The sequence below is a fragment of the Actinomadura nitritigenes genome, assembly GCF_017573545.1.
Taxonomy (GTDB): Bacteria; Actinomycetota; Actinomycetes; order Streptosporangiales; family Streptosporangiaceae; genus Spirillospora; species Spirillospora nitritigenes.
Window position 1 is genome coordinate 118,538 of record NZ_JAGEOK010000011.1, and the last position, 18,931, is coordinate 137,468.

General features: G+C 74.1%; 17 protein-coding genes. 6 read left to right on the forward strand and 11 right to left on the reverse strand.

The window, feature by feature from the left end; all coding sequences use genetic code 11:
* Positions 1-5: 5 nt before the first annotated feature.
* A complete protein-coding gene (locus tag J4557_RS18590) occupies positions 6-698 on the reverse strand; it encodes a DUF2249 domain-containing protein (protein ID WP_208267980.1) in 693 nt (230 codons plus the stop codon).
* A 71-nt stretch (positions 699-769) separates the two neighbouring features.
* On the opposite strand from J4557_RS18590, the gene fdxA reads away from it, so the two are divergent.
* The 3 genes from fdxA to J4557_RS18605 are packed head-to-tail and all read left to right on the forward strand — an operon-like array spanning position 770 to position 2,230.
* Positions 770-1,093: a ferredoxin gene (gene fdxA, locus J4557_RS18595; RefSeq protein WP_208267981.1), complete on the forward strand. Its 324-nt coding sequence runs from the start codon at positions 770-772 to the stop codon at positions 1,091-1,093.
* A 5-nt stretch (positions 1,094-1,098) separates the two neighbouring features.
* On the forward strand, positions 1,099-1,737 hold the full coding sequence (locus J4557_RS18600; RefSeq protein WP_208267982.1) for a helix-turn-helix transcriptional regulator: 639 nt from the start codon (positions 1,099-1,101) through the stop codon (positions 1,735-1,737).
* Positions 1,738-1,795: 58 nt separating this feature from the next.
* A complete protein-coding gene (locus J4557_RS18605) occupies positions 1,796-2,230 on the forward strand; it encodes a hypothetical protein (protein WP_208267983.1) in 435 nt (144 codons plus the stop codon).
* Positions 2,231-2,279: 49 nt separating this feature from the next.
* On the opposite strand, the gene J4557_RS18610 is transcribed toward J4557_RS18605, so the two are convergent.
* The 10 genes from J4557_RS18610 to tkt form a co-directional block, all read right to left on the reverse strand.
* On the reverse strand, positions 2,280-2,609 hold the full coding sequence (locus J4557_RS18610; RefSeq protein ID WP_208267984.1) for a cupin domain-containing protein: 330 nt from the start codon (positions 2,607-2,609) through the stop codon (positions 2,280-2,282).
* 73 nt (positions 2,610-2,682) lie between these two features.
* On the reverse strand, positions 2,683-3,888 hold the full coding sequence (locus J4557_RS18615) for a L,D-transpeptidase (RefSeq protein ID WP_208267985.1): 1,206 nt from the start codon (positions 3,886-3,888) through the stop codon (positions 2,683-2,685).
* 186 nt (positions 3,889-4,074) lie between these two features.
* On the reverse strand, positions 4,075-4,854 hold the full coding sequence (pgl, locus tag J4557_RS18620) for a 6-phosphogluconolactonase (RefSeq protein ID WP_208267986.1): 780 nt from the start codon (positions 4,852-4,854) through the stop codon (positions 4,075-4,077).
* Positions 4,851-5,942: a glucose-6-phosphate dehydrogenase assembly protein OpcA gene (locus J4557_RS18625; RefSeq protein WP_208267987.1), complete on the reverse strand. Its 1,092-nt coding sequence runs from the start codon at positions 5,940-5,942 to the stop codon at positions 4,851-4,853. Before J4557_RS18625 ends, pgl begins: the two co-directional genes overlap by 4 nt.
* Entirely contained in the window at positions 5,942-7,468 is a 1,527-nt protein-coding gene (gene zwf, locus J4557_RS18630) for a glucose-6-phosphate dehydrogenase (RefSeq protein WP_208267988.1), read from the reverse strand. The genes J4557_RS18625 and zwf overlap by 1 nt, the downstream gene beginning before the upstream one ends.
* 164 nt (positions 7,469-7,632) lie before the next feature.
* A complete protein-coding gene (locus tag J4557_RS18635) occupies positions 7,633-8,151 on the reverse strand; it encodes a hypothetical protein (RefSeq protein ID WP_208267989.1) in 519 nt (172 codons plus the stop codon).
* Positions 8,148-9,833, reverse strand: coding sequence for a phosphoheptose isomerase (locus J4557_RS18640; protein ID WP_208267990.1), 1,686 nt, complete (start codon positions 9,831-9,833; stop codon positions 8,148-8,150). The genes J4557_RS18635 and J4557_RS18640 overlap by 4 nt, the downstream gene beginning before the upstream one ends.
* 129 nt (positions 9,834-9,962) lie before the next feature.
* Positions 9,963-11,633, reverse strand: coding sequence for a glucose-6-phosphate isomerase (locus J4557_RS18645; protein WP_208267991.1), 1,671 nt, complete (start codon positions 11,631-11,633; stop codon positions 9,963-9,965).
* Complete coding sequence (gene tal, locus J4557_RS18650) at positions 11,630-12,739, reverse strand: transaldolase (RefSeq protein WP_208267992.1); 1,110 nt, start codon at positions 12,737-12,739, stop codon at positions 11,630-11,632. The genes J4557_RS18645 and tal overlap by 4 nt, the downstream gene beginning before the upstream one ends.
* Before the next feature lie 88 nt (positions 12,740-12,827).
* Positions 12,828-14,954, reverse strand: a complete 2,127-nt coding sequence (gene tkt / locus J4557_RS18655) for a transketolase (RefSeq protein ID WP_208267993.1) — start codon at positions 14,952-14,954, stop codon at positions 12,828-12,830.
* Positions 14,955-15,570: 616 nt separating this feature from the next.
* Here tkt and J4557_RS18660 point away from each other — a divergent pair.
* The 3 genes from J4557_RS18660 (at position 15,571) to J4557_RS18670 (ending at position 18,929) form a co-directional block, all read left to right on the forward strand.
* A complete protein-coding gene (locus tag J4557_RS18660; protein WP_208267994.1) occupies positions 15,571-16,569 on the forward strand; it encodes a heme o synthase in 999 nt (332 codons plus the stop codon).
* A gap of 90 nt (positions 16,570-16,659) precedes the next feature.
* Positions 16,660-17,883 (forward strand): PrsW family intramembrane metalloprotease, encoded by a 1,224-nt coding sequence (locus J4557_RS18665; RefSeq protein WP_208267995.1) that lies wholly within the window; start codon positions 16,660-16,662, stop codon positions 17,881-17,883.
* A gap of 47 nt (positions 17,884-17,930) precedes the next feature.
* Positions 17,931-18,929 carry a COX15/CtaA family protein gene (locus J4557_RS18670; protein ID WP_208267996.1) on the forward strand — a complete coding sequence of 333 codons (999 nt, stop codon included), beginning with the start codon at positions 17,931-17,933 and terminating at the stop codon, positions 18,927-18,929.
* Positions 18,930-18,931 lie beyond the last annotated feature (2 nt).

An 18,931-nucleotide genomic window follows, 5' to 3' on the forward strand; every position in this document is an offset into this window, starting at 1 on the left:
CGGGGTCAGGCGGCGGGGCGGCCGATGCGCACCCGCCACAGCTCCGGCCCGGACTCGACGTAGTCCCAGGTGAACGCGGACGGGTGGGCCAGCTCGAACTCGCGCCGCAGGTGCTTGGGGTCGTGGTTGTTGACCAGCGTGAACGACTCGCCTGGCGCGAGCCGCGCGAAGCGGGCGAAGATCCGGGGGTGCCGCTGCCCGCGCGGGATCTCCCGGACGTCGATCTCGTCCGGCCGCTCCAGCCGCCCGCCGTCGAGCAGCGTGTCCAGGTCGGCGGCCATGAGGCCGACGTCGGCGCCGGGCAGCGCGGCGAGCGCCGGCAGGAGCACCGTCTCCTCCACGGTGAAGTGCACGGCGAGGACGGCCGCGAGGTCGCGGGCGGCGCGCACCGGGTCGGCGGTGGTGGGGAACGCGCCCGCCAGCGCCTCGATCTCGGCGACGGTGGCGCGCAGCGCCCGGACGAGCAGCCGCGTCTCCGGCGCGCCGGACGCGGGCGCGTAGAGGGCCTCGTCGGCGGCGGCGAGGTGGCGGCGCAGCTCGCCGTCGAGGAACCCGGCCAGGACCGCGTGGTCCTGGCCGGGTTCGTGCTCGGCGAGGGCGGCGAGCCGGTCGAGCAGCCGCCGGTGGACGCCCCGCACCTCGGTGGCGGCGCGGACGGCCGGGTCGGTCTCGGTGGCCTGGATGAACACGTCGGACATGGGTGCCCCTCTCTGTTGCCACTATTATTACATGTACTATTTGTAAAAACCCTTGGAGGGGGGGCAACGCCGTGACCTACGTGATCGCCGAGCCGTGCGTGGACGTCAAGGACCGGGCCTGCGTCGACGAATGCCCGGTCGACTGCATCTACGAGGGCGCCCGCTCGCTCTACATCCATCCGGACGAGTGCGTCGACTGCGGCGCCTGCGAGCCGGTGTGCCCCGTCGAGGCGATCTACTACGAGGACGACGTCCCGGACCGGTGGGCGGCCTACACCCCGGCCAACGCCGAGTTCTTCGACGACCTCGGCTCGCCCGGCGGCGCGTCGAAGCTCGGCCCGCTCGACCGGGACCACCCCCTGATCGCGGCGCTGCCGCGGCCCGGGGAAGGATGAGGGCCATGCCCTCCGAACGGCACCGCCGCCGCGAGATCCTGGACGCCCTGCGCGCCGCCGGCGCCCCGCTCGGCGTCGCCGACGTCGCCGAGCGGCTCGGCGTCCACCCGAACACCGCGCGGTTCCACCTGGACGCCCTGGTGGCGGACGGCACGGCCGAGAGGACCCTGGAACGGCCGTCCGGACCCGGCCGGCCCCGCACCGTCTACACGGCCTGCCCCGGCATGGACCGCGGCGGCTCGCGCGGCTACCGGCTGCTGGCACAGATCCTGCTCAGCCGGCTCGCGGGCGCCGGGCCCGACGGGCGCCGGGAGGCCGAGCGCGCCGGCCGCGAGTGGGGCCGCTTCCTGGTCGACCGGCCGCCGCCGTTCGCCCGGACGAGCGCCGGCGACGCGACCGAGCGGCTCACCGCGCTGCTCGCCGACCTCGACTTCGCGCCCGACCCCGACCCCGCCGGCGACGTCGTCCGGCTGCGGCACTGCCCGTTCCTGGAGCTGGCCGAGGAGTACGGGCCGCTGGTCTGCGACGTCCACCTCGGCCTCATGCGGGGCGCGCTGGCCGAGCTGGACGCGCCGGTCGAGGCCGAAGGGCTCGAACCGTTCGCCGAGCCCGCCGCCTGCCTCGCCCGCCTCCGGCGCACCTGACCGTCCGCCGGCATCCCCCTCGGATACCCGAATCCTCTGCGAAAGGCCTTCGACGACCATGAACGCGACCGCGGCCGCCACGGCAGGCGCCCTGACCTTCCTCTGGCTCGGGATGGTGCTCGGCATCTCGTTCCTCGAGGCACCGCTGAAGTTCCGCGCGCCGGGCGTGACCATCCCGATCGGGCTGGGCATCGGCCGCATCGTCTTCCGCGCCCTCAACCTCGTCGAGATCGTGCTGGCCGTCGCGGTGGCCGCCGCGGTCGCGGCCGGCGGCCCGCCGGTCGCCGTCTCCGTGCTCACCGCCGTCCTGGTGGTGCTGCTCGCCGTGCAGCTCGGCGTCGTCCGGCCGCGCCTGAACAAGCGGTCCGACCGGGTGCTCGCCGGCGAGGACGACCAGCCCCGCTCCCGGGGGCACCTGTACTACGTGGCGCTGGAGGGCGTGAAGGTCGCCCTGCTGGTCGCCATCGGCATCACCGTCCTCGCGGCGGGCTGACCCTGCCGGCCCGGCCGGCGGCGCGGGGCCGCCGGCCGGGCCGGGGCCCTCAGCTCTTCGCGACGGTCAGCAGAACCGCGGCGTCCTCCAGCGCCTCCAGCGCGTGCCTGGCCTGCGGGATGATCAGCATGTCGCCGGAAATGCCGTCCCACGCGTCGTCGCCGCTCGTCAACCGCACCCGCCCGTGCAGGACGATCAGCGTCGCCTCTCCCGGGTTCTCGTGCTCGGTCAGCGACGTGCCGGAGGTCAGGGCGATCAAGGTCTGCCGCAGGACGTGCTCGTGGCCGCCGTAGACGGTCTCGGCGCTGCGTCCCGTGGCCGCCGCGGCGGCCCGCTTGAGGTGGTCCCGTACCTGCGCGTCCAGCGAGAGCTTCTGCATGGCACCAGTGTGCCAGCGCCCCAGGGGGACGCCCGGGAGGGGACCCCGGACGCGATGCCCGGTGCGGCCGGCGTCAGTTCAGCGGGGCGCCGGTGACCGGCGCGCCGAGCGCGCTGCCCTTCAGCCACTCGTCCCACGACTTCACCCACGGCGTCGGCCCGTTGCCGAACTGGAGCTGCCGCGACGTCCCCGTCACCTTGACGATGTCGCCCCGGTTGGTGAAGTTGTAGAACCACTTCGCGTCCGTGGGGGAGGCGTTCACGCAGCCGTGGCTGACGTCGGAGACGCCCTGCGAGCCCGTCGACCACGGCGCCGAGTGCACGAACGTCCCGCTGTAGGTCAGCCGCACGTTCCAGCTCGTCGGGATCCGGTACTCGCCGGGGTCGCCGGTCGTCGCGGAGTCCATGATGATGTGCGCCGCCTTCTCCTGCGCGATCATCGTGCCGCTGTAGCTGTCGTGGCCCGGCTTGCCGAGGCTGACCTTCATCGTCCGCACCAGCCGGCCGTTCTCGGTGACCTTGGCGCGGTGCGTGCCGTCGCTGACCGTGGTGATGTGCTTCGGGCCGACGGTGAAGCTCAGCGTCCGGTCCTTCATGCCGTAGAGGCCCTGGCCCGCCTTCAGCCCGGCGAGGTGCGCGACGACCTTCACCTTCTCGCCGGACGGCCAGTAGTCGCGGGGCCGGAAGTCGACCTCCTTGTCGCTGATCCAGTACCAGGCGCCCTGCACGGGCGTGGACATCCGGACCTCCAGCGCCTTCTCCACCGCCTGCTTGCCGGCCTTGGTGCTCACCGGCCTGGACAGCAGCAACTGCACCGGCATCCCCACCCCGACGGTCTCGCCGTCCAGCGGCGACATGCCGGTCTCCAGCTTCTTGGCGGGCGTCAGGGTGGTGAAGGTCGAGGTGGCGGTGACCGGCTTGCCGCCGTCGGTGGAGCCCTGCGCGGTCACCGTGTACGTGGTGGACGGCCGCAGCGTCCACGACGACCGCCACGACTTGCCGTCCGGCGCCAGCTTGCCGTCGGCCTTCTCGTTCTTGCCGTACGTGAGGGTGACGCTCGTGAGCTTGCCCTTGTCGGCCTTCACCAGCACGGGCTGGTCGGGCGCCACCTGCTTGGTGCCGGTCGCCGGGGTGATGGCGAGCTTCGCGGCGTCCTCGGCCTTGCCGCCGCCCGCACCGCCGCCCTTCCCGTCTCCTCCGCCGGAGGAGCACCCGGCGACCGAGATGGCCAAAGCCCCGATGATCGCCGCACTCGCCGTCCCGGCCCGACCCTTGCGCATCACCGAACTCCTCATGCTCGACACGCGGAACCTCATGGCCAGGTTATGCGCCGCTCGCGGCGCGGCATGCCGATGCGAGGGAACGTCCCGCCTTTCTCACAGGTGGGCAATGGTCTCGTCAAGCGCGAAGACCGGTGCCGAACAGCGTTCTTACCGCGCGGCACCGGCCTCGACGTGATCGACGCCTCAGGGGGAGGCGATCCGCTCGATCCCGGGTGGAAGCTCCGCGGCCGCGGCGCGGTCCAGCAGGAACAGCGTGCTCCGCCGGCCGCGCGCGCCCGCGCACGGCACCTGCACCGGCCCGGCCCCCGACAGCCCGAGCCGCACCGCCTTCGCCTTCGACTCCCCGGACGCCAGCACCCACACCTCCTGCGCGGCGCACAGCGACGGGAACGTCAGCGAGATCCGGGTCGGCGGCGGCTTCGGAGCGCCGTGCACCGCCACCACCGGCCGCTCGTCGCGCACCGCCGGCATCTCCGGGAACAGCGACGCGACGTGCGCGTCCGGGCCGACGCCGAGCATCAGCACGTCGAACGAGGGGACCGGCCCGTGGTCCTCGGGACGGGCGGCGGCGCGCAGCTCGGCGGCGTACCGCTCGGCGGCGGCCTCCACGTCGTCGCCGTCCGGGCCGTCCGAGGCCGGCATCGGGTGCACGCGCGCCGGGTCGAGGTCCACATGGTCCAGCAGCGCCGCGCGGGCGCCGGTCTCGTTGCGCTCGGGGTCGCCGGCCGGCAGGAACCGCTCGTCGCCCCACCACACGTCCAGCCGGCGCCAGTCGACGGCGTCGCGGGCGCCCGTCGCGGCCAGCGCCGCCAGCACCGCCGTGCCGACGCCGCCGCCGGTCAGCACCACCGACGCCGAGCCCCGCGCGGCCTGCGCGTCCACGATCCGCGTCACCAGCCGCGCGGCGGCCGCCGCGGCCAGCAGGTCCTGGTCGCGGTGGACCAGGACCGTCGGGGGCGTCACGCGTCCCCCGAGGACTTGCCGCGCGACGACCGCTTCCCGCCGGACGGCTTCGCCGCGGACGAGGCCGGGGCGTCGGGCAGGCCCTCCTTCTCGGCCTCCTTCGCCGCCTTCTTCGTCGTGGCCGCCTCCCGCGTGCCCGACAGCGGCTCGCTGGCGACGCCCTCGTCGGACGTCCCGCCCGCGAGGTCCTTGGCGAAGCGGGCCGCCGCCTCCCGGTAGACCTCGTCGGGGTCGAGCCGCCGCAGCTCCTCGGCGAGCAGCTCCGACATCGGGCGGCGCATCAGCGCCACCTGCCGGTCGGGCTGGCCGGGACGGCACAGCGTCGCGACCCGGCCGTCCGGCCGGTCGATCACGATGTCGCCGCCGGTCGTCGTCAGCCGGACGCCGGTGATGCCCGGGCCCTCCGACACCGTCCGCTCCACCGCGACGCCGAGCCGGATCGACAGCCACGCCGCCAGCAGCTCCGCGCTCGGGCTGTCCGGCTCGGCCATCACCTCGCCGGAGATGATCTCGTCGTGCTCCTGGTCGAGCGAGGCGGCCAGCAGCGACCGCCACGACGTCAGCCGGGTCCAGGTGAAGTCGGTGTCGCCCGGGCTGTAGTTCCCGGCCAGCTGCGCGAGGGTGCCGAGCCGGTCGCGGGCCGCGTAGGCGTCGGTGATCCGCCGCGTCGCGAGCTTGCCGAGCCCGCTCTTGGACGGCGACTTCGGCACCTTGCCGCCCGGCCACCAGATCACCACCGGCGTGTCGGGCATCAGCAGCGGAACCACCACCGAGTCGGCGTGCTCGGCGAGCGGGCCGTACATCCGCAGCAGCACCGTCTCGCCCGGGCCGGTCTCGCCCATCCGGATCTCGGCGTCCAGCCGCGAGGAGTTGCCGCGCGGGTCGCGGGAGATCACCGTCAGCACCCGGCAGGGGTGCTCGCGGGCCGCCTCCGTCGCCGCGCGGACCGCGTCGTACTGCGCCGACTCGTCCGTCACGATGATCAGCGTCAGCACCATGCCGACCGCCGGGCCGCCCATCAGGTGCCGCGACTGGGTCAGCGCGTCCTGGATCTGGCGCGTCGTGGTGCCGGTGAGGTCGATGTTCATCAGAGCCTCCTCCAGGAGCGGCCGTCGCGCGCCATCAGCTCGTCGGCGCTGTCGGGCCCGTAGCCGCCGGACGGGTACTGGTCGAGGCCGCCGCGGCTCGCCCAGTACTCCTCGATCGGGTCGAGGATCCGCCAGGACAGCTCGACCTCCTCCTGCCGCGGGAACAGCGGCGGGTCGCCGATCAGCACGTCGAGCAGCAGCCGCTCATAGGCCTCCGGGGACGCCTCCGTGAACGACTCGCCGTAGGCGAAGTCCATGTTCACGTCGCGGATCTCCATCGAGGTGCCGGGCACCTTCGAGCCGAACCGGACCGTGATGCCCTCGTCCGGCTGCACCCGCATCACCAGCGCGTTCTGCCCGAGCTCCTCGGTGTCGGTGTGCGAGAACGGCAGGTGCGGCGCCTGCTGGAACACCATCGCCACCTCGGTCACCCGGCGGCTGAGCCGCTTGCCGGTGCGCAGGTAGAACGGGACCCCCGCCCAGCGGCGGTTGTCGATGTCCAGCTTGACCGCCGCGTAGGTCTCGGTGCGCGAGTCGGCCGGGATGCCGTCCTCCTCCAGGTAGCCCTTGACGCTCACGCCGCCCTGCCAGCCCGCCGCGTACTGGCCGCGCGCGGTGGAGATCGTCAGGTCGCCCGGCACCCGTACCGACGACAGGACCTTGGCCTTCTCGGCGCGGACGGCCTCGGCGCTGAAGGAGGTCGGCTCCTCCATCGCCGTCAGCGCCAGCAGCTGCAGCAGGTGGTTCTGGATGACGTCGCGGGCGGCGCCGATGCCGTCGTAGTAGCCGGCCCGGCCGCCGATGCCGATGTCCTCGGCCATCGTGATCTGGACGTGGTCGACGTACGAGCGGTTCCAGATCGGCTCGAACATGGAGTTCGCGAACCGCAGCGCCAGGATGTTCTGCACCGTCTCCTTGCCGAGGTAGTGGTCGATCCGGAAGATCGACTCCTCGGGGAAGACGCGGTGCACCGTGTCGTTCAGCTCCAGCGCCGTCTTCAGGTCCCGGCCGAAGGGCTTCTCGATCACCACCCGCCGCCAGGCGCCCTCCTTGCGGTCGGCCAGCCCGCTGCGCTGCAGCTGCTCCACCACCTGCGGGAAGAACTTCGGCGGGATCGACAGGTAGAACGCATAGTTGCCGCCGGTACCGCGGCTCTCGTCCAGCTCCTTGACGGCCATCGACAGGGCGTCGAAGGCGCCCGGGTCGCTGAACTCGCCGGGGACGAAGTGCATGCCCTCCGAAAGGTGCGTCCACACGTCCTCGCGGAACGGGGTCCGCGCGTGCGCCTTCACCGATTCATAGGCGATCTGGCGGAAATCCTCGTTCTCCCAGTCGCGGCGGGCGAAACCGACCAGCGAGAAGCCCGGCGGCAGCAGCCCCCGGTTCGCGAGGTCGTAGATCGCCGGGAGCAGCTTCTTGCGCGACAGGTCCCCGGTGACCCCGAACAGCACGAGCACGCACGGCCCGGCCACCCGCGGCAGGCGCTTGTCGCGCGGGTCCCGGAGCGGATTGGCTGCGTCGGTCACGTTGCGGCCCCCTCTTCTCGCACCTTGACTACCCTCACTTCTACTCGCATCCGATCAGACCACGCATCCTGTGTGTCGACCCCGTGTACTGACAGTCTCGCCCCTGCGGGACGCGCCGCCGCCGTTTCCCGGGTCGCCGGACAGCCGCAGCGGCGCCCGTCGTCCTACCCGCCTCTGGCCGAGTCGAGCAGCCGGGCCGGGTCCGCCCGCCGTTTCCGCAGGTGCGCCCGGACGGCCGGGCGGCCGTCCGGGCACGCCGCCCGCGCGGCGGCGAGCGCCCGCGCGGGCCGGAGCACGCCGAGCCGGCGGTGCCGGCCGGGGCCCGGGACGTCGCGGGCGGCGTTCCCGGTCACCTGGAGGTATACGCCCGCGCCGGGTCGATCATTCCCGCCCGCCGGGCGCCGGGCGCCCCGGCCCGGCGGCGCCGCCTCGGTCGGCCCGGCCGCGCGGGCGTCCGCCACCGGTTCCTCGGCACGGTCCAAAGCGGCCCGCCCGGGCCCCGGCCGGCCAGGGCGGCACGGCGGCCGCCCGGGCCGCGGCGCCGGCGGCCGCAGCGCCGGATCCTCCGGAGCGAGCCGCCCCGGGGCGGTCCATAGGCGCACCAGCACCCGCTCGGCGGCCTCCCTGACCGGCGCGCGGGCGGCGATGGCCGTCTCCCCCGAGACGACGGCGGTGAAGCTCACGGCCGGGGACCCGCCCCCGCCACCGCTCGAACGGCCTCGATCAGCCGGCCCGCGCCGTCGACCGGGTTGCGCAGATGCAGCCGCACCACCGGCAGCCGCCGCTGCCGCAGCGCCCGGACCTCGCCGAGCGCCCGCGCCAGCTGCAGCTTCGCCAGCCCGTACGGCCGCCCCGGCACCGGATGCGCCGCCAGCGCGTCGCCCGGCGCCGGATCGCCCGTGATCACCAGGAACGCGCCGTTGCCCGGCCCGTCCTTGTGGATCGGGCCGGTGGCGTGCGGGTACGCCGGGCCCGGCCCGTACACGACCGGCCGCCCGGCGGCGCGCGACAGCGACGGCGCCAGGTAGCGGCCCGAGAAGTCGCCCGACAGGTACGTCAGCACCGACAGGTAGCCGTCCGCGGGCACCGAGGCGATCAGCCCGCCCAGCACCGTCCCGAGGTCGGCGCCCGACGGCCACGCGAAGTCGGCGTGCACCTCGATGTCGTCCTCGACGTACACCGGCCGTCCGGTGGGCAGCGGCCCGGCGCCCGCCGAGCGCAGCAGCGTCGCCGCGTCGTCCTCCGCCTCCTGGACGGCCGCGCTGCCCGCCTCGAACGGGTTCACGCCGAGCAGCCACCCGGCCACGGCCGTCGCGTACTCCCACAGCACGAACTGCGCGCCGAGCGGCGCCCACACCGAGGTGTCGGCCTCCTCCTGCGCCGCCGACCGGGGGTTGATCGAGATCGCGTGCAGGTCGGGGAAGCCCCCCTTGCCGCCCGGCGGCTCCAGCGCGAGCACACCGCGGCCCCGCTTGCCGGTGCCGACCGCGAGCAGCTGCGAGATCCAGGCGCTGAGCGCGCCGGACCCGCCGGGCTCGCGCAGCACCACCTTGTCGCGGGTGACGCCGCCCGGGCCCTGCTGGGCGCAGCCGCCGAGGACCGCGCCGAGCAGCAGCCCCGGGTTGTCCTCGTCCTTGGACAGCGACGGCACCAGCGACGCCGCCTCCTCCAGCAGGCGCCCCGCGTCGGCGCCCGCCAGCACCGCAGGGACCAGCCCGTACGCCGACAGCGCGCCGAAGTGGCCCGGCAGGTACGGGTCGGTGAGCCCGATCCGGTACCCGCACTGGCGGGCGAAGTCGTGCAGAGGGCTGCCGTGGTCGGTGATCACCAGGAAGCGGCCCGCGATCTCGCGCTCCGACAGGCCCCGCTCGCGGAACGCACCCGCGAAGATCCGCCGGTAGGCGTCGCCCTCCAGGGACACGCCCGCCTTGCTGGCCAGCACGACCAGCGTCCGGTCGAGCCGCTCCAGCGCGAACGCCAGCGCGGCGGTGTCGCTGCCGTCCAGCACCGTCAGCCCGCCGCCGGCCCCGGCCGGGGCGCCGCCCCCGCCGGCGAGGGCGGGCGCGTGCGCCTCCACGATCGCCTGGGCGGCGAGGCTCTCCGCGCCCACCCCGATCAGCACGATGTGGTCCAGGCCGGAGTAGCGCGCCTCGGCGACCAGCCCGTCCACCTGCTTCAGCAGCCCGCGCGAGGCGAACGGCAGGTCCAGCCAGCCCAGCCTGCTGTGGTCGACCGCGCGCCGCCCCCACAGCCGCGGGTCCTTCGCGGCCAGCGCGCCCGGGACGCCGCAGCCGACGAGGTAGTCCCTCGCCTGCAGCGCCGAGTCGAGCACGTCGCCGCGCGTCAATACGTCGAATCCGGACACGCTTTCCTCCCGCCCCCTATCGTTTCAGGAGAGAAAGGGCATCCGCGACCATCTCCATCGATCTTCTGCCTCCGGTTGCTGAACCGGAGGCAGAAGATCGGCCGAGCTCTCCGATCAGGTGCGCCCGGATCAGCCGAGCGCCTCGAGTAGCTGCGCGAGTCCCTCGGCGCGGTCGCGCAGATGCAGCCGGAACGCCGGGCGGCCGAGGGAGCGCAGCACCCGCTGGTCCCCGAACGCCTGCGCCAGCTGCAGCTCGCCGAGCGTGAAGGGCCGTCCGGGCACCGGGACGTCCGTCGTCACCGCGCCTGTGACCTGCAGGAACACGCCATTGCGCGGGCCGCCCTTGTGGTACTGGCCCGTCGCGTGCAGGTACCGCGGACCCCAGCCGAACGTGACCGGCACCGGATGCCTGCGCAGCCCCGCGCCGCGGGCCGCCAGCAGCGGCCGCAGGCCGGCCGCCGCCGCCTCCCCGGAACGGTCCAGGTAGGCCAGGACGGCGAGGTAGCCGCCGTCCGGGACGTCCTCCAGGAACGTCTCCAGCGCCTCTCCCAGCGTCTTCGCGCCGCGCAGCGCCTCCTCCGGCGCGTGCACCTCCACCGCGTCCGACACCAGCGCCGGCGGGCGCCGCACCACCGTCGGGGCCGTGCCCTCCTCCGAGCGCAGCAGCGCCGCCGTGCTGTCCCGCGACTCGCCGGTGTCCGGCTCGGCGAACGGGTCGACGCCGAGCACCCGGGCGGCCACCGCCACCGCGTAGTCCCACAGCAGGAACTGCGCGCCGAGCGGGCCCGCCACGCTCACCCCCGCCTCGCGGCCCGGCCCGGGCTCGTCCGGGCGGCGGCCCAGGATCACCCGGCGCACATCGCCGGCCAGGTCGAAACCGGGGGAGTCCACGCTCTCCACGACGACCGGCAGCAGCCCCCGGCCGTCCTTGCCCAGCGCGCCCGCCACCAGCTGCTCCGCCCAGGCGGGGAAGCCGTGCAGCCCCGAGCCGTGGTCGGCGAGGACGAGCTTGTCGCGGCCGCCGAGCGCCGACGAGCCGAGCGCGGCGCCGAGCGCCAGCGCCGGGTTGTCGTAGGGCTGGCGCAGCACGCCCGCGAGCCGGTCCGCCTCGTCCAGCAGGGCCGGGACGTCCGTGCCCGCGAGCGCGGCGGGCGCCAGCGCCGCCACGCCGAGGGCGCCGAAGCGGCCGTCGACGTCGGTCTCCACCTCCACGAAATGGTGGCCGACCTCACGGGCGGTGCGCTCCGGCTCCGACCCGGGCTCGGCCACCACGACGAACCGCCGGGCCAGCTCGGCGCGGCTCAGCCCCGCCTCGGAGAACGCCCGCCCGAAGACGCGGCGCAGCGACCGCGCCTCGACGTCGTCGCCCACGACGACCACCAGCGTGCGCCCGAGGTCCCCCGACAGGACCCCGGACACCTCGTGCGGGTCGGTCGTGTCCAGGACGACCAGCTCGGCGTCCGGCCCGGTGCGGGCCGCGGTCCGGTGGATCGCCTCGGCGGCGATCGCCGGGCCGCCCGTCCCCGCGACGACGATCCGGTCCAGGCCCGCGCCGCGGAACTCCTCCGCCGGCCCGGCGAGGCGGGCCGGCAGGGACAGCGAGGTCCCGGGCAGGCCCAGCCAGCCCAGCCGGCGGGCGGCCAGCGGGGCCGCGTCCGGCCCCCACAGCTTGGCGTTGCGGGACGTCAGCGAGCTCGGCACGCCGTCGGAGGCGAGACGGTCGAGGACCGTCTCGCTCTCGTCGACGACGGCGCCGCGGATGGTGACCGAGATCCCCCCGGCGGTCACCACCGAGGTCACGCGCTCTTGTCCTTCAGCTCGCCGCTGATGGAGTCGAGCAGCTCCTTCCAGGACGCCGCGAACTTCTCGACGCCCTCCTCCTCCAGGACCCGCACGACGTCGTCGTAGTCGACGCCCGCGTCCTTCAGCGCCGCCATGTGCGCGCGGGCGTCGTCATAGGCGCCCCGGACGGTGTCGCCGCGCAGCCGGCCGTGGTCGGCCTCCGCCTCCAGCGTCGCCTCCGGCATCGTGTTGACGACGCCCGGCGCCACCAGCTCGTCCACGTACAGCGTGTCGACGAGGTCCGGGTCCTTCACGCCGGTCGACGCCCACAGCGGACGCTGCGGGCGGGCGCCCGCGTCCTTCAGCGCCTTCCACCGGTCGGTGCCGGACTTCTCCTCGTACAGCGCGTACGCCAGCCGCGCGTTCGCCAGGCCCGCCTTGGACCGCAGCTTCTTGGCGTCCTCCGACCCGATCTTGTCGAGCCGCTTGTCGATCTCGGTGTCGACCCGGCTCACGAAGAACGACGCCACCGACGCGATCGTCGACAGGTCGTGCCCGTTCGCGCGGGCCTTCTCCAGGCCCTCGAAGAACGCGTCGATCACCTTGCCGTAGCGCTCCAGCGAGAAGATCAGCGTCACGTTCACGCTGATGCCCTCGGCCAGCGCCGCGGTGATCGCGGGCAGGCCCTCCTCGGTCGCCGGGATCTTGATGAACAGGTTGGGCCGGTCCACCATCCACCACAGCGCGCGCGCCTCGGCGACCGTCTTCTCGGTGTCGCGGGCCAGCCGCGGGTCCACCTCGAGCGACACCCGGCCGTCCAGGCCGTCGGTCCGGTCGTAGACCGGGCGCAGCACGTCGCAGCCCCAGCGGATGTCGTAGGTGGTGATCGCCCGGGACGCCTCCTCGACGTCCACGCCCCGCACCGCCAGGTCGCGCACCTGGTCGTCGTAGGCGGTGCCCTTGCTCAGCGCCTTGGCGAAGATCGTCGGGTTGGAGGTGACGCCGACGACGTGCTTCTCCTTGACCAGCCGCTCCAGGTTGCCGCTGCGCAGCCGCTCCCGGCTGATGTCGTCCAGCCAGATCGACACGCCCTCGTCCGAGAGCGCCTTCAGGATGTCACTCATCGCTTTCTCCTCGTCGTCGAGTTCCGCGGGGGGTCGGCCGCGCCGGGCCCCCGGCCCGCCGGGGGCGGTCGCCGGGGGCCCCGCGGCCCTAGTTCCCGGTGGTGCTGCCGCGGCCGGCGTCCTTGACCCCGGCCTTGATCAGGCTCGCCTTCGCCGCCGCGACGACCCGCTCGGCGGTGATGCCGAACTGCTCGAACAGCGTCTTGTAGTCGGCGGACGCGCCGAAGTGCTCCAGCGACACCGACGCGCCGGCGTCGCCGACGTAGGTCCGCCAGCCGAGCGCCACGCCGGCCTCCACCGACACGCGCGCCCGCACCCCGGGCGGCAGGACCTGCTGCTTGTAGGCGTCGGGCTGCTCCTCGAACCACTCGACGCACGGCATCGACACCACGCGGGTCGGGGTGCCCTGCGACTGGAGCGTCTCCCGGGCCTCCAGCGCCAGCTGCACCTCGCTGCCCGTGGCGATCAGGATCACGTCGGGCTGCCCGCCCTCGGCGTCGGCCAGCACGTAGCCGCCCTTGGCGGCGCCCTCGGCGGACGCGATCTCGCCGTTGCGCTCCAGCGTCGGCAGCTTCTGCCGGGTCAGCGCGAGGCCCGCCGGGCGGTCGGTGTGCTCCAGGACCGTCCGCCACGCGACCGCGGTCTCGTTGGCGTCCGCCGGGCGGACGACGTCGAGCCCCGGGATCGCCCGCAGCGCCCACAGGTGCTCCACCGGCTGGTGCGTCGGGCCGTCCTCGCCGAGGCCGATGGAGTCGTGCGTCCACACGTAGGTGACCGGCAGCCTCATCAGCGCCGCGAGCCGGACAGCCGGCCGCATGTAGTCACTGAAGATCAGGAACGTGCCCGCGTAGGGCCGGGTGCCGCCGTGCAGCGCGATGCCGTTGGAGATCGCGCCCATGGCGTGCTCGCGGACGCCGAAGTGCAGCGTCCGGCCGTACCGGTCGCCCGGGAACTCCTTGGTCTGGAACTCCTCGGGGATGAAGGACGGCTCGCCCTTCATGGTGGTGTTGTTGCTCTCGGCGAGGTCGGCCGACCCGCCCCACAGCTCCGGCAGCACCGGCGCCAGCGCGGTCAGCACGTCGCCGGACGCGGCGCGCGTCGCGACGTCCTTGCCCGCCGGGAACTCGGGCAGCTTCGCCTCCCAGCCCGCGGGCAGGTGCCGGGCGCTGATCCGGTCGTACTCGGCGGCGCGCTCGGGGTTCGCCGACCGCCACGCCCGGAACGCCTTCTCCCACTCGGCGTGCAGCGCGCGGCCCCGGTCCGAGACCTCGCGGGCGTGCGCCAGCACGTCGTCCGGGACGATGAACGACTCGGCCGGGTCCAGGCCGAGGATCCGCTTGGTCGCGGCGACCTCCTCGGCGCCGATCGCCGAGCCGTGGATCTTGCCGGTGTTCTTCTTGTTCGGCGCCGGCCAGCCGATGATCGTGCGCAGGGCGATGAACGACGGCCGGGCCGTCTCCGCCTTGGCCGCCTCGAACGCCGCCGCCAGCGCGGCCACGTTCTCCTCGTAGTCGCCGTTCACGGTCCAGTCGACGTGGTGGACGTCCCAGCCGTACGCCTCGTAGCGGGCCCGCACGTCCTCCGACAGCGCGATCGCCGTGTCGTCCTCGATCGAGATGTGGTTGTCGTCGTACAGCAGGACCAGGTTGCCGAGCCGCTGATGGGCCGCCAGGGCGCTCGCCTCGTGGCTGATGCCCTCCTCGATGTCCCCGTCGGACGCGAACGCCCAGACGGTGTGGTCGAAGGGGGACTCGCCCGCCGGCGCGTCGGGGTCGAACAGGCCGCGCTCGCGGCGGGCCGCCATCGCCATCCCGACCGCGTTCGCGATGCCCTGCCCCAGCGGGCCCGTGGTGGTCTCGACGCCCGCGGTGTGCCCGTGCTCGGGGTGGCCGGGGGTGAGGCTGCCCCACTTGCGCAGGGCCTTCAGGTCGTCCAGCGTCAGCGGGTAGCCCGAAAGGTAGAGCTGGATGTAAAGGGTCAGGCTGGAGTGCCCGCAGGACAGGACGAACCTGTCGCGGCCGGCCCAGTCGGGGTCCGTCGGGTCGTGCCGAAGGAACCGCTGGAACAGAAGGTAGGCGGCGGGCGCAAGGCTCATGGCCGTCCCGGGGTGGCCGGAGCCCGCCTCCTCGACCGCGTCCATGGCGAGGGCGCGGATGACGTCCACCGCCCGCTTGTCCAGGTCGGACCATTCAAACGTGCTGCTGTCCCTGCTCACGGAACGCCAGGCTCCTCTCGAACCGCTGTCGTACAGAGTTCATTAGCGATGTGCCGCCGCGCGGCATGACCGGCGCCCGTGCCGCGGCCCCCTGTTGCCGCAACGCCCGGCGGCACCGTCCGTCTTCCCTCGGGCCCCCTTGCGGCCACCTTCCGTGGCCTCGCGAAGATCATGCCGCGCCTCCGGCGAGCCTATCGCGCGGGCGGGCCGCCGCAGGCGAGAGCGGGAACACGACGAAACGGCGCCGCCGCCCGCGCCAGGCCCGCGCCGCTTCATGCACCCTTGCCCGATCGGCCGGGGGACTAACCCCCCGCACGGGTGATACCGAGGGGGGAACGGGTTTCCGCCCCCCGCACCGGGGGACGGCTTCCCGGATGGGCGCGGAACGGCCTCCGGAACGCGCCTCGCCAGGGGGACCGGCGCGTCCGGTGCCCCGGTGCACGCCTCCGGCGGGGGTCGGACTACAGTGATGGCGCGGCCGACGACGACGGCCGCTGTGCAGGACCAAGCAGGATCACCAAGCCGAAGTTGCACTCGACCGAGGCCGGCCCGGAAGCGGGGGCGCCGCCGCGGTGGTACGCGATTTCTTCATCCCTAGTTGGACGTGGACCCGATTGTGACGGTGCTCAGTAACAAGCGCGGGGTCGAGCTCGACGAGCCGGTGCCGCTCGACGGGCGTGCGCCGGGGGCGCCCGCCGCGCCGGAGCCGGTGGCCGAGACCGCCCGCCGGTCGATCGGCGCCAGTGTGCGCGCCTACGTGGCGCTCACCAAGCCGCGCGTGATCGAGCTGCTCTTGATCACCACGATCCCGGTGATGTTCCTCGCGCAGCGCGGCGTGCCGCCGCTGTCGACGGTGCTGCTGACCTTCTCCTTCGGGGCCATGTCGGCCGGGGCCGCGAACGCGATCAACTGCTACATCGACCGCGACATCGACGTCAAGATGCGCCGCACCCGGCGCCGCCCGCTGGCGCGCGCGCAGGTCACCCCGGCCCGCGCCCTGGTGTTCGGGATCACCCTGGCCCTGGTGTCCACGGCCGGGTTCTTCCTCACCGTCAACCCGCTGTCGGCCGCCGGGTCCCTGTTCGCGATCCTGTTCTACGTCTTCGTGTACTCGCTGCTGCTCAAGCGGCGGACGTCGCAGAACGTCGTGTGGGGCGGCATCGCCGGCTGCATGCCGGTCCTCATCGGCTGGACGGCGATCACCGACAGCCTGGACTGGACGCCGTTCGTGCTGTTCGGCGTCGTCTTCCTGTGGACGCCGCCGCACACCTGGACGCTGGCGATGCGCTACCGCGAGGACTACGCGGTCGCCAAGGTGCCGATGCTGCCCGTCGTCGCGACCGAGCGCCGCGTCATCACCGAGAGCCTCGTCTACAGCTACGCCACCGTCGTGTGCTCGCTGGCGCTGTGGCCCGTCGCCGGGATGGGCCCGCTGTACGGGGCCGTCGCGGTCGTCCTCGGCCTGGTCTTCCTCGCCGAGGGACACCGGCTGCTCAAGGCCGTCCGCGCCGGCGTGACCGGCGTGCACCTGCGGCCGATGCGGTTCTTCCACCTGTCGAACGTGTACCTGGCCCTGCTGTTCACCGCCGTCGCGGTGGACCCGCTGCTGCACTGACGCCCGCCCGGACCCGCCCGGGCCCTTCAGGGGACCGGCCCACGTCGCCGCGACCCGCGAGGACCTGCGCCGACCCGTTACGCTCACGTCATGGCGCGTGTGGACCCCAAGGCCGTGCTCGAAGGCCGGATCCCCGGCCGGCCCCCGGTCGGCCTCATCGTCGGGCTGACCGTCTCGTCGCTGTGCGTGGTGCTCGCGCTCGCCGCCGACGCCCTGTCCGGCGGCGCCGGGTTCTGGGTCGGGGTCGTCCTGGCGATCCTGCCGATCCCGGCGCTGGTGGCGCTCGCCCTCACCCTGGACCGGCTGGAACCCGAACCGCCGCGCGCCCTCGTCTTCGCGTTCATGTGGGGCGCGGGCGTCGCCGTCCTCGGCGCGCTGGTCCTGAACACCCTCGGCCTGCTGTACGTCACCGTCCCGATCTTCGGCGAGACCAAGGGGCACTTCGTCAGCGCCACCTTCGGCGCGCCCGTCATCGAGGAGTCGCTGAAGGGCGCCGTGCTGTTCGGCATGCTGTGGTTCCGCCGCAACGAGATCGACGGCTTCGCCGACGGGATCATCTACGCCGCCATGGTCGGCCTCGGCTTCGCCATGATGGAGAACATCACCTACTACATGCGGGCGTTCGAGGACGGCGGCGCCCAGCAACTGCAGACGGTGTTCATCCTGCGCGGCCTGATCGCGCCGCTCAGCCACCCGCTGTTCACCTCGATGACCGGCCTCGGCGTCGCCTACGCCGCCACCCACCGGCGCGGCCAGATCGTCGCGCCCGCCCTGGGGCTGCTCGGCGCGATGATCCTGCACGGCCTGTGGAACGGCGCCACCGCCTTCGGGCTCGGCGGCCTCGGCATCGTGTACCTCCTCGACTTCTGCGTCCTGGTCACGCTGATCGTCATCGTGGCCGTCGAGCGGCGGCACACCGTCCGGCGCATCGAGACGTACCTGCCGATGTACGCCGGCAGCGGCCTGGTGACCCCGCAGGACGTGCGGATGCTGCGGTCCATCCCGTCGCGGCGGGCCGCGCGCCGCTGGGCGAGGTCCGTCGGCGGCCCGCCCGCCGCGCGCGCGATGGTCGACTACCAGCTCGCCGCCACCGAGCTGGCGCTGCTGCACAAGCGCGCCGACCGCGGCAACGCCGAGCCGCACTGGTTCGCGGCCCGCCGCGACTCCCTCCTCGAGCTGATGTCGCTGGCGAGGCAGGCGTTCCTGCGGACCCCGCCGCGCGGCGGCGGCCCCGTCGCGGGAGCGCCGCCGTGGGCGCCGCAGGGCCCGTCCGGGTTCCTGCCGCCGCCCCCGCCCGGCCCGTACACGCGGTAAACGGGGGGTGCGTCGGGGGCACGGGAGGGCGGCCATACGATTGACGCGTGGCTGAGCGAAAGTCGTCGACGAACCCGCTGATCCGTGCCTGGGACGCCGTGTGGCACCCCACCCCCGGGTCGGTGCGGCTGCTGGCGCTGCTCGGAGTCATCGGCAACGTGGTGATCGTGGTCAGCGGCGGCCTCGTCCGGCTCACCGAGTCGGGGCTCGGCTGCCCGGAGTGGCCGCGCTGCTCGGGCGACAGCCTCGTCCCCACCCACAACGCCGACCACCACGCGTTCAACATGGCGGTCGAGTTCGGCAACCGGCTGATCACCTTCGTGGTCCTGGCGATCGGCGTGCTGGTGTTCGTCGCCGCGCTGCGCCTCGTCCCGCGCCGCCGCGACCTGGTCTGGTGGTCGCTTGCCCAGCCGATGAGCGTCGTCGCGCAGGCCGTCATCGGCGGCATCGTGGTGCTCACCGACCTGAACCCGGCGGCGGTGTCGGCGCACTTCCTGGTCTCGCCGGCGCTCCTCGTGTTCTGCGTGGCGCTGTGGGTGCGCGCGGGCGAGGGCGACGCCCCCGCCCGGCCCCTCGCCGGCCCCTGGACGCGCCGCCTCGGCGCGCTGCTGCTGGTCGCCTCCGCGGCCGTGCTCGTCGCGGGCACCGTCGTCACCGGCACCGGCCCGCACGCCGGCGACGCCTCGTCCCGCCGCTACGGCTTCGATATCGAGGACGTGGCGCGCATCCACGGCGAGCTGGCGTGGGTCACCATCGCGTTCACGATCGCCGTCACGATCGCGCTGTACCGCACCGGCGGCCCCGCCGCCGCCAAGCGCCGCGCGTGGGAGCTGATCGCGCTGATCGTCGCGCAGGGCGCCGTCGGCTACACGCAGTACTTCCTGGGCGTCCCCGCCGGGCTGGTGCTGCTGCACATGCTCGGCGCGGTCCTGATGTGGATCGCGGCGTTCCGGCTGTTCTTCGCGCTCCGCGACCGCGGCCCGATGCCGGAGGCGCGGCCGCGCGCGGTGCCCGCCCGCCCCGCCGAGGCCCCTCAGCCCGCCTGAGC

Coding starts and splice junctions, on each gene's coding strand:
- J4557_RS18625 (WP_208267987.1), bottom strand. CDS start 5,942: ATGAACATCGACCTCACCGGCACCACGACGCGCCAGATCCAGGACGCG.
- J4557_RS18615 (WP_208267985.1), bottom strand. CDS start 3,888: ATGCGCAAGGGTCGGGCCGGGACGGCGAGTGCGGCGATCATCGGGGCT.
- tal (WP_208267992.1), bottom strand. CDS start 12,739: ATGAGTGACATCCTGAAGGCGCTCTCGGACGAGGGCGTGTCGATCTGG.
- J4557_RS18610 (WP_208267984.1), bottom strand. CDS start 2,609: ATGCAGAAGCTCTCGCTGGACGCGCAGGTACGGGACCACCTCAAGCGG.
- J4557_RS18605 (WP_208267983.1), top strand. CDS start 1,796: ATGAACGCGACCGCGGCCGCCACGGCAGGCGCCCTGACCTTCCTCTGG.
- J4557_RS18590 (WP_208267980.1), bottom strand. CDS start 698: ATGTCCGACGTGTTCATCCAGGCCACCGAGACCGACCCGGCCGTCCGC.
- J4557_RS18665 (WP_208267995.1), top strand. CDS start 16,660: ATGGCGCGTGTGGACCCCAAGGCCGTGCTCGAAGGCCGGATCCCCGGC.
- J4557_RS18600 (WP_208267982.1), top strand. CDS start 1,099: ATGCCCTCCGAACGGCACCGCCGCCGCGAGATCCTGGACGCCCTGCGC.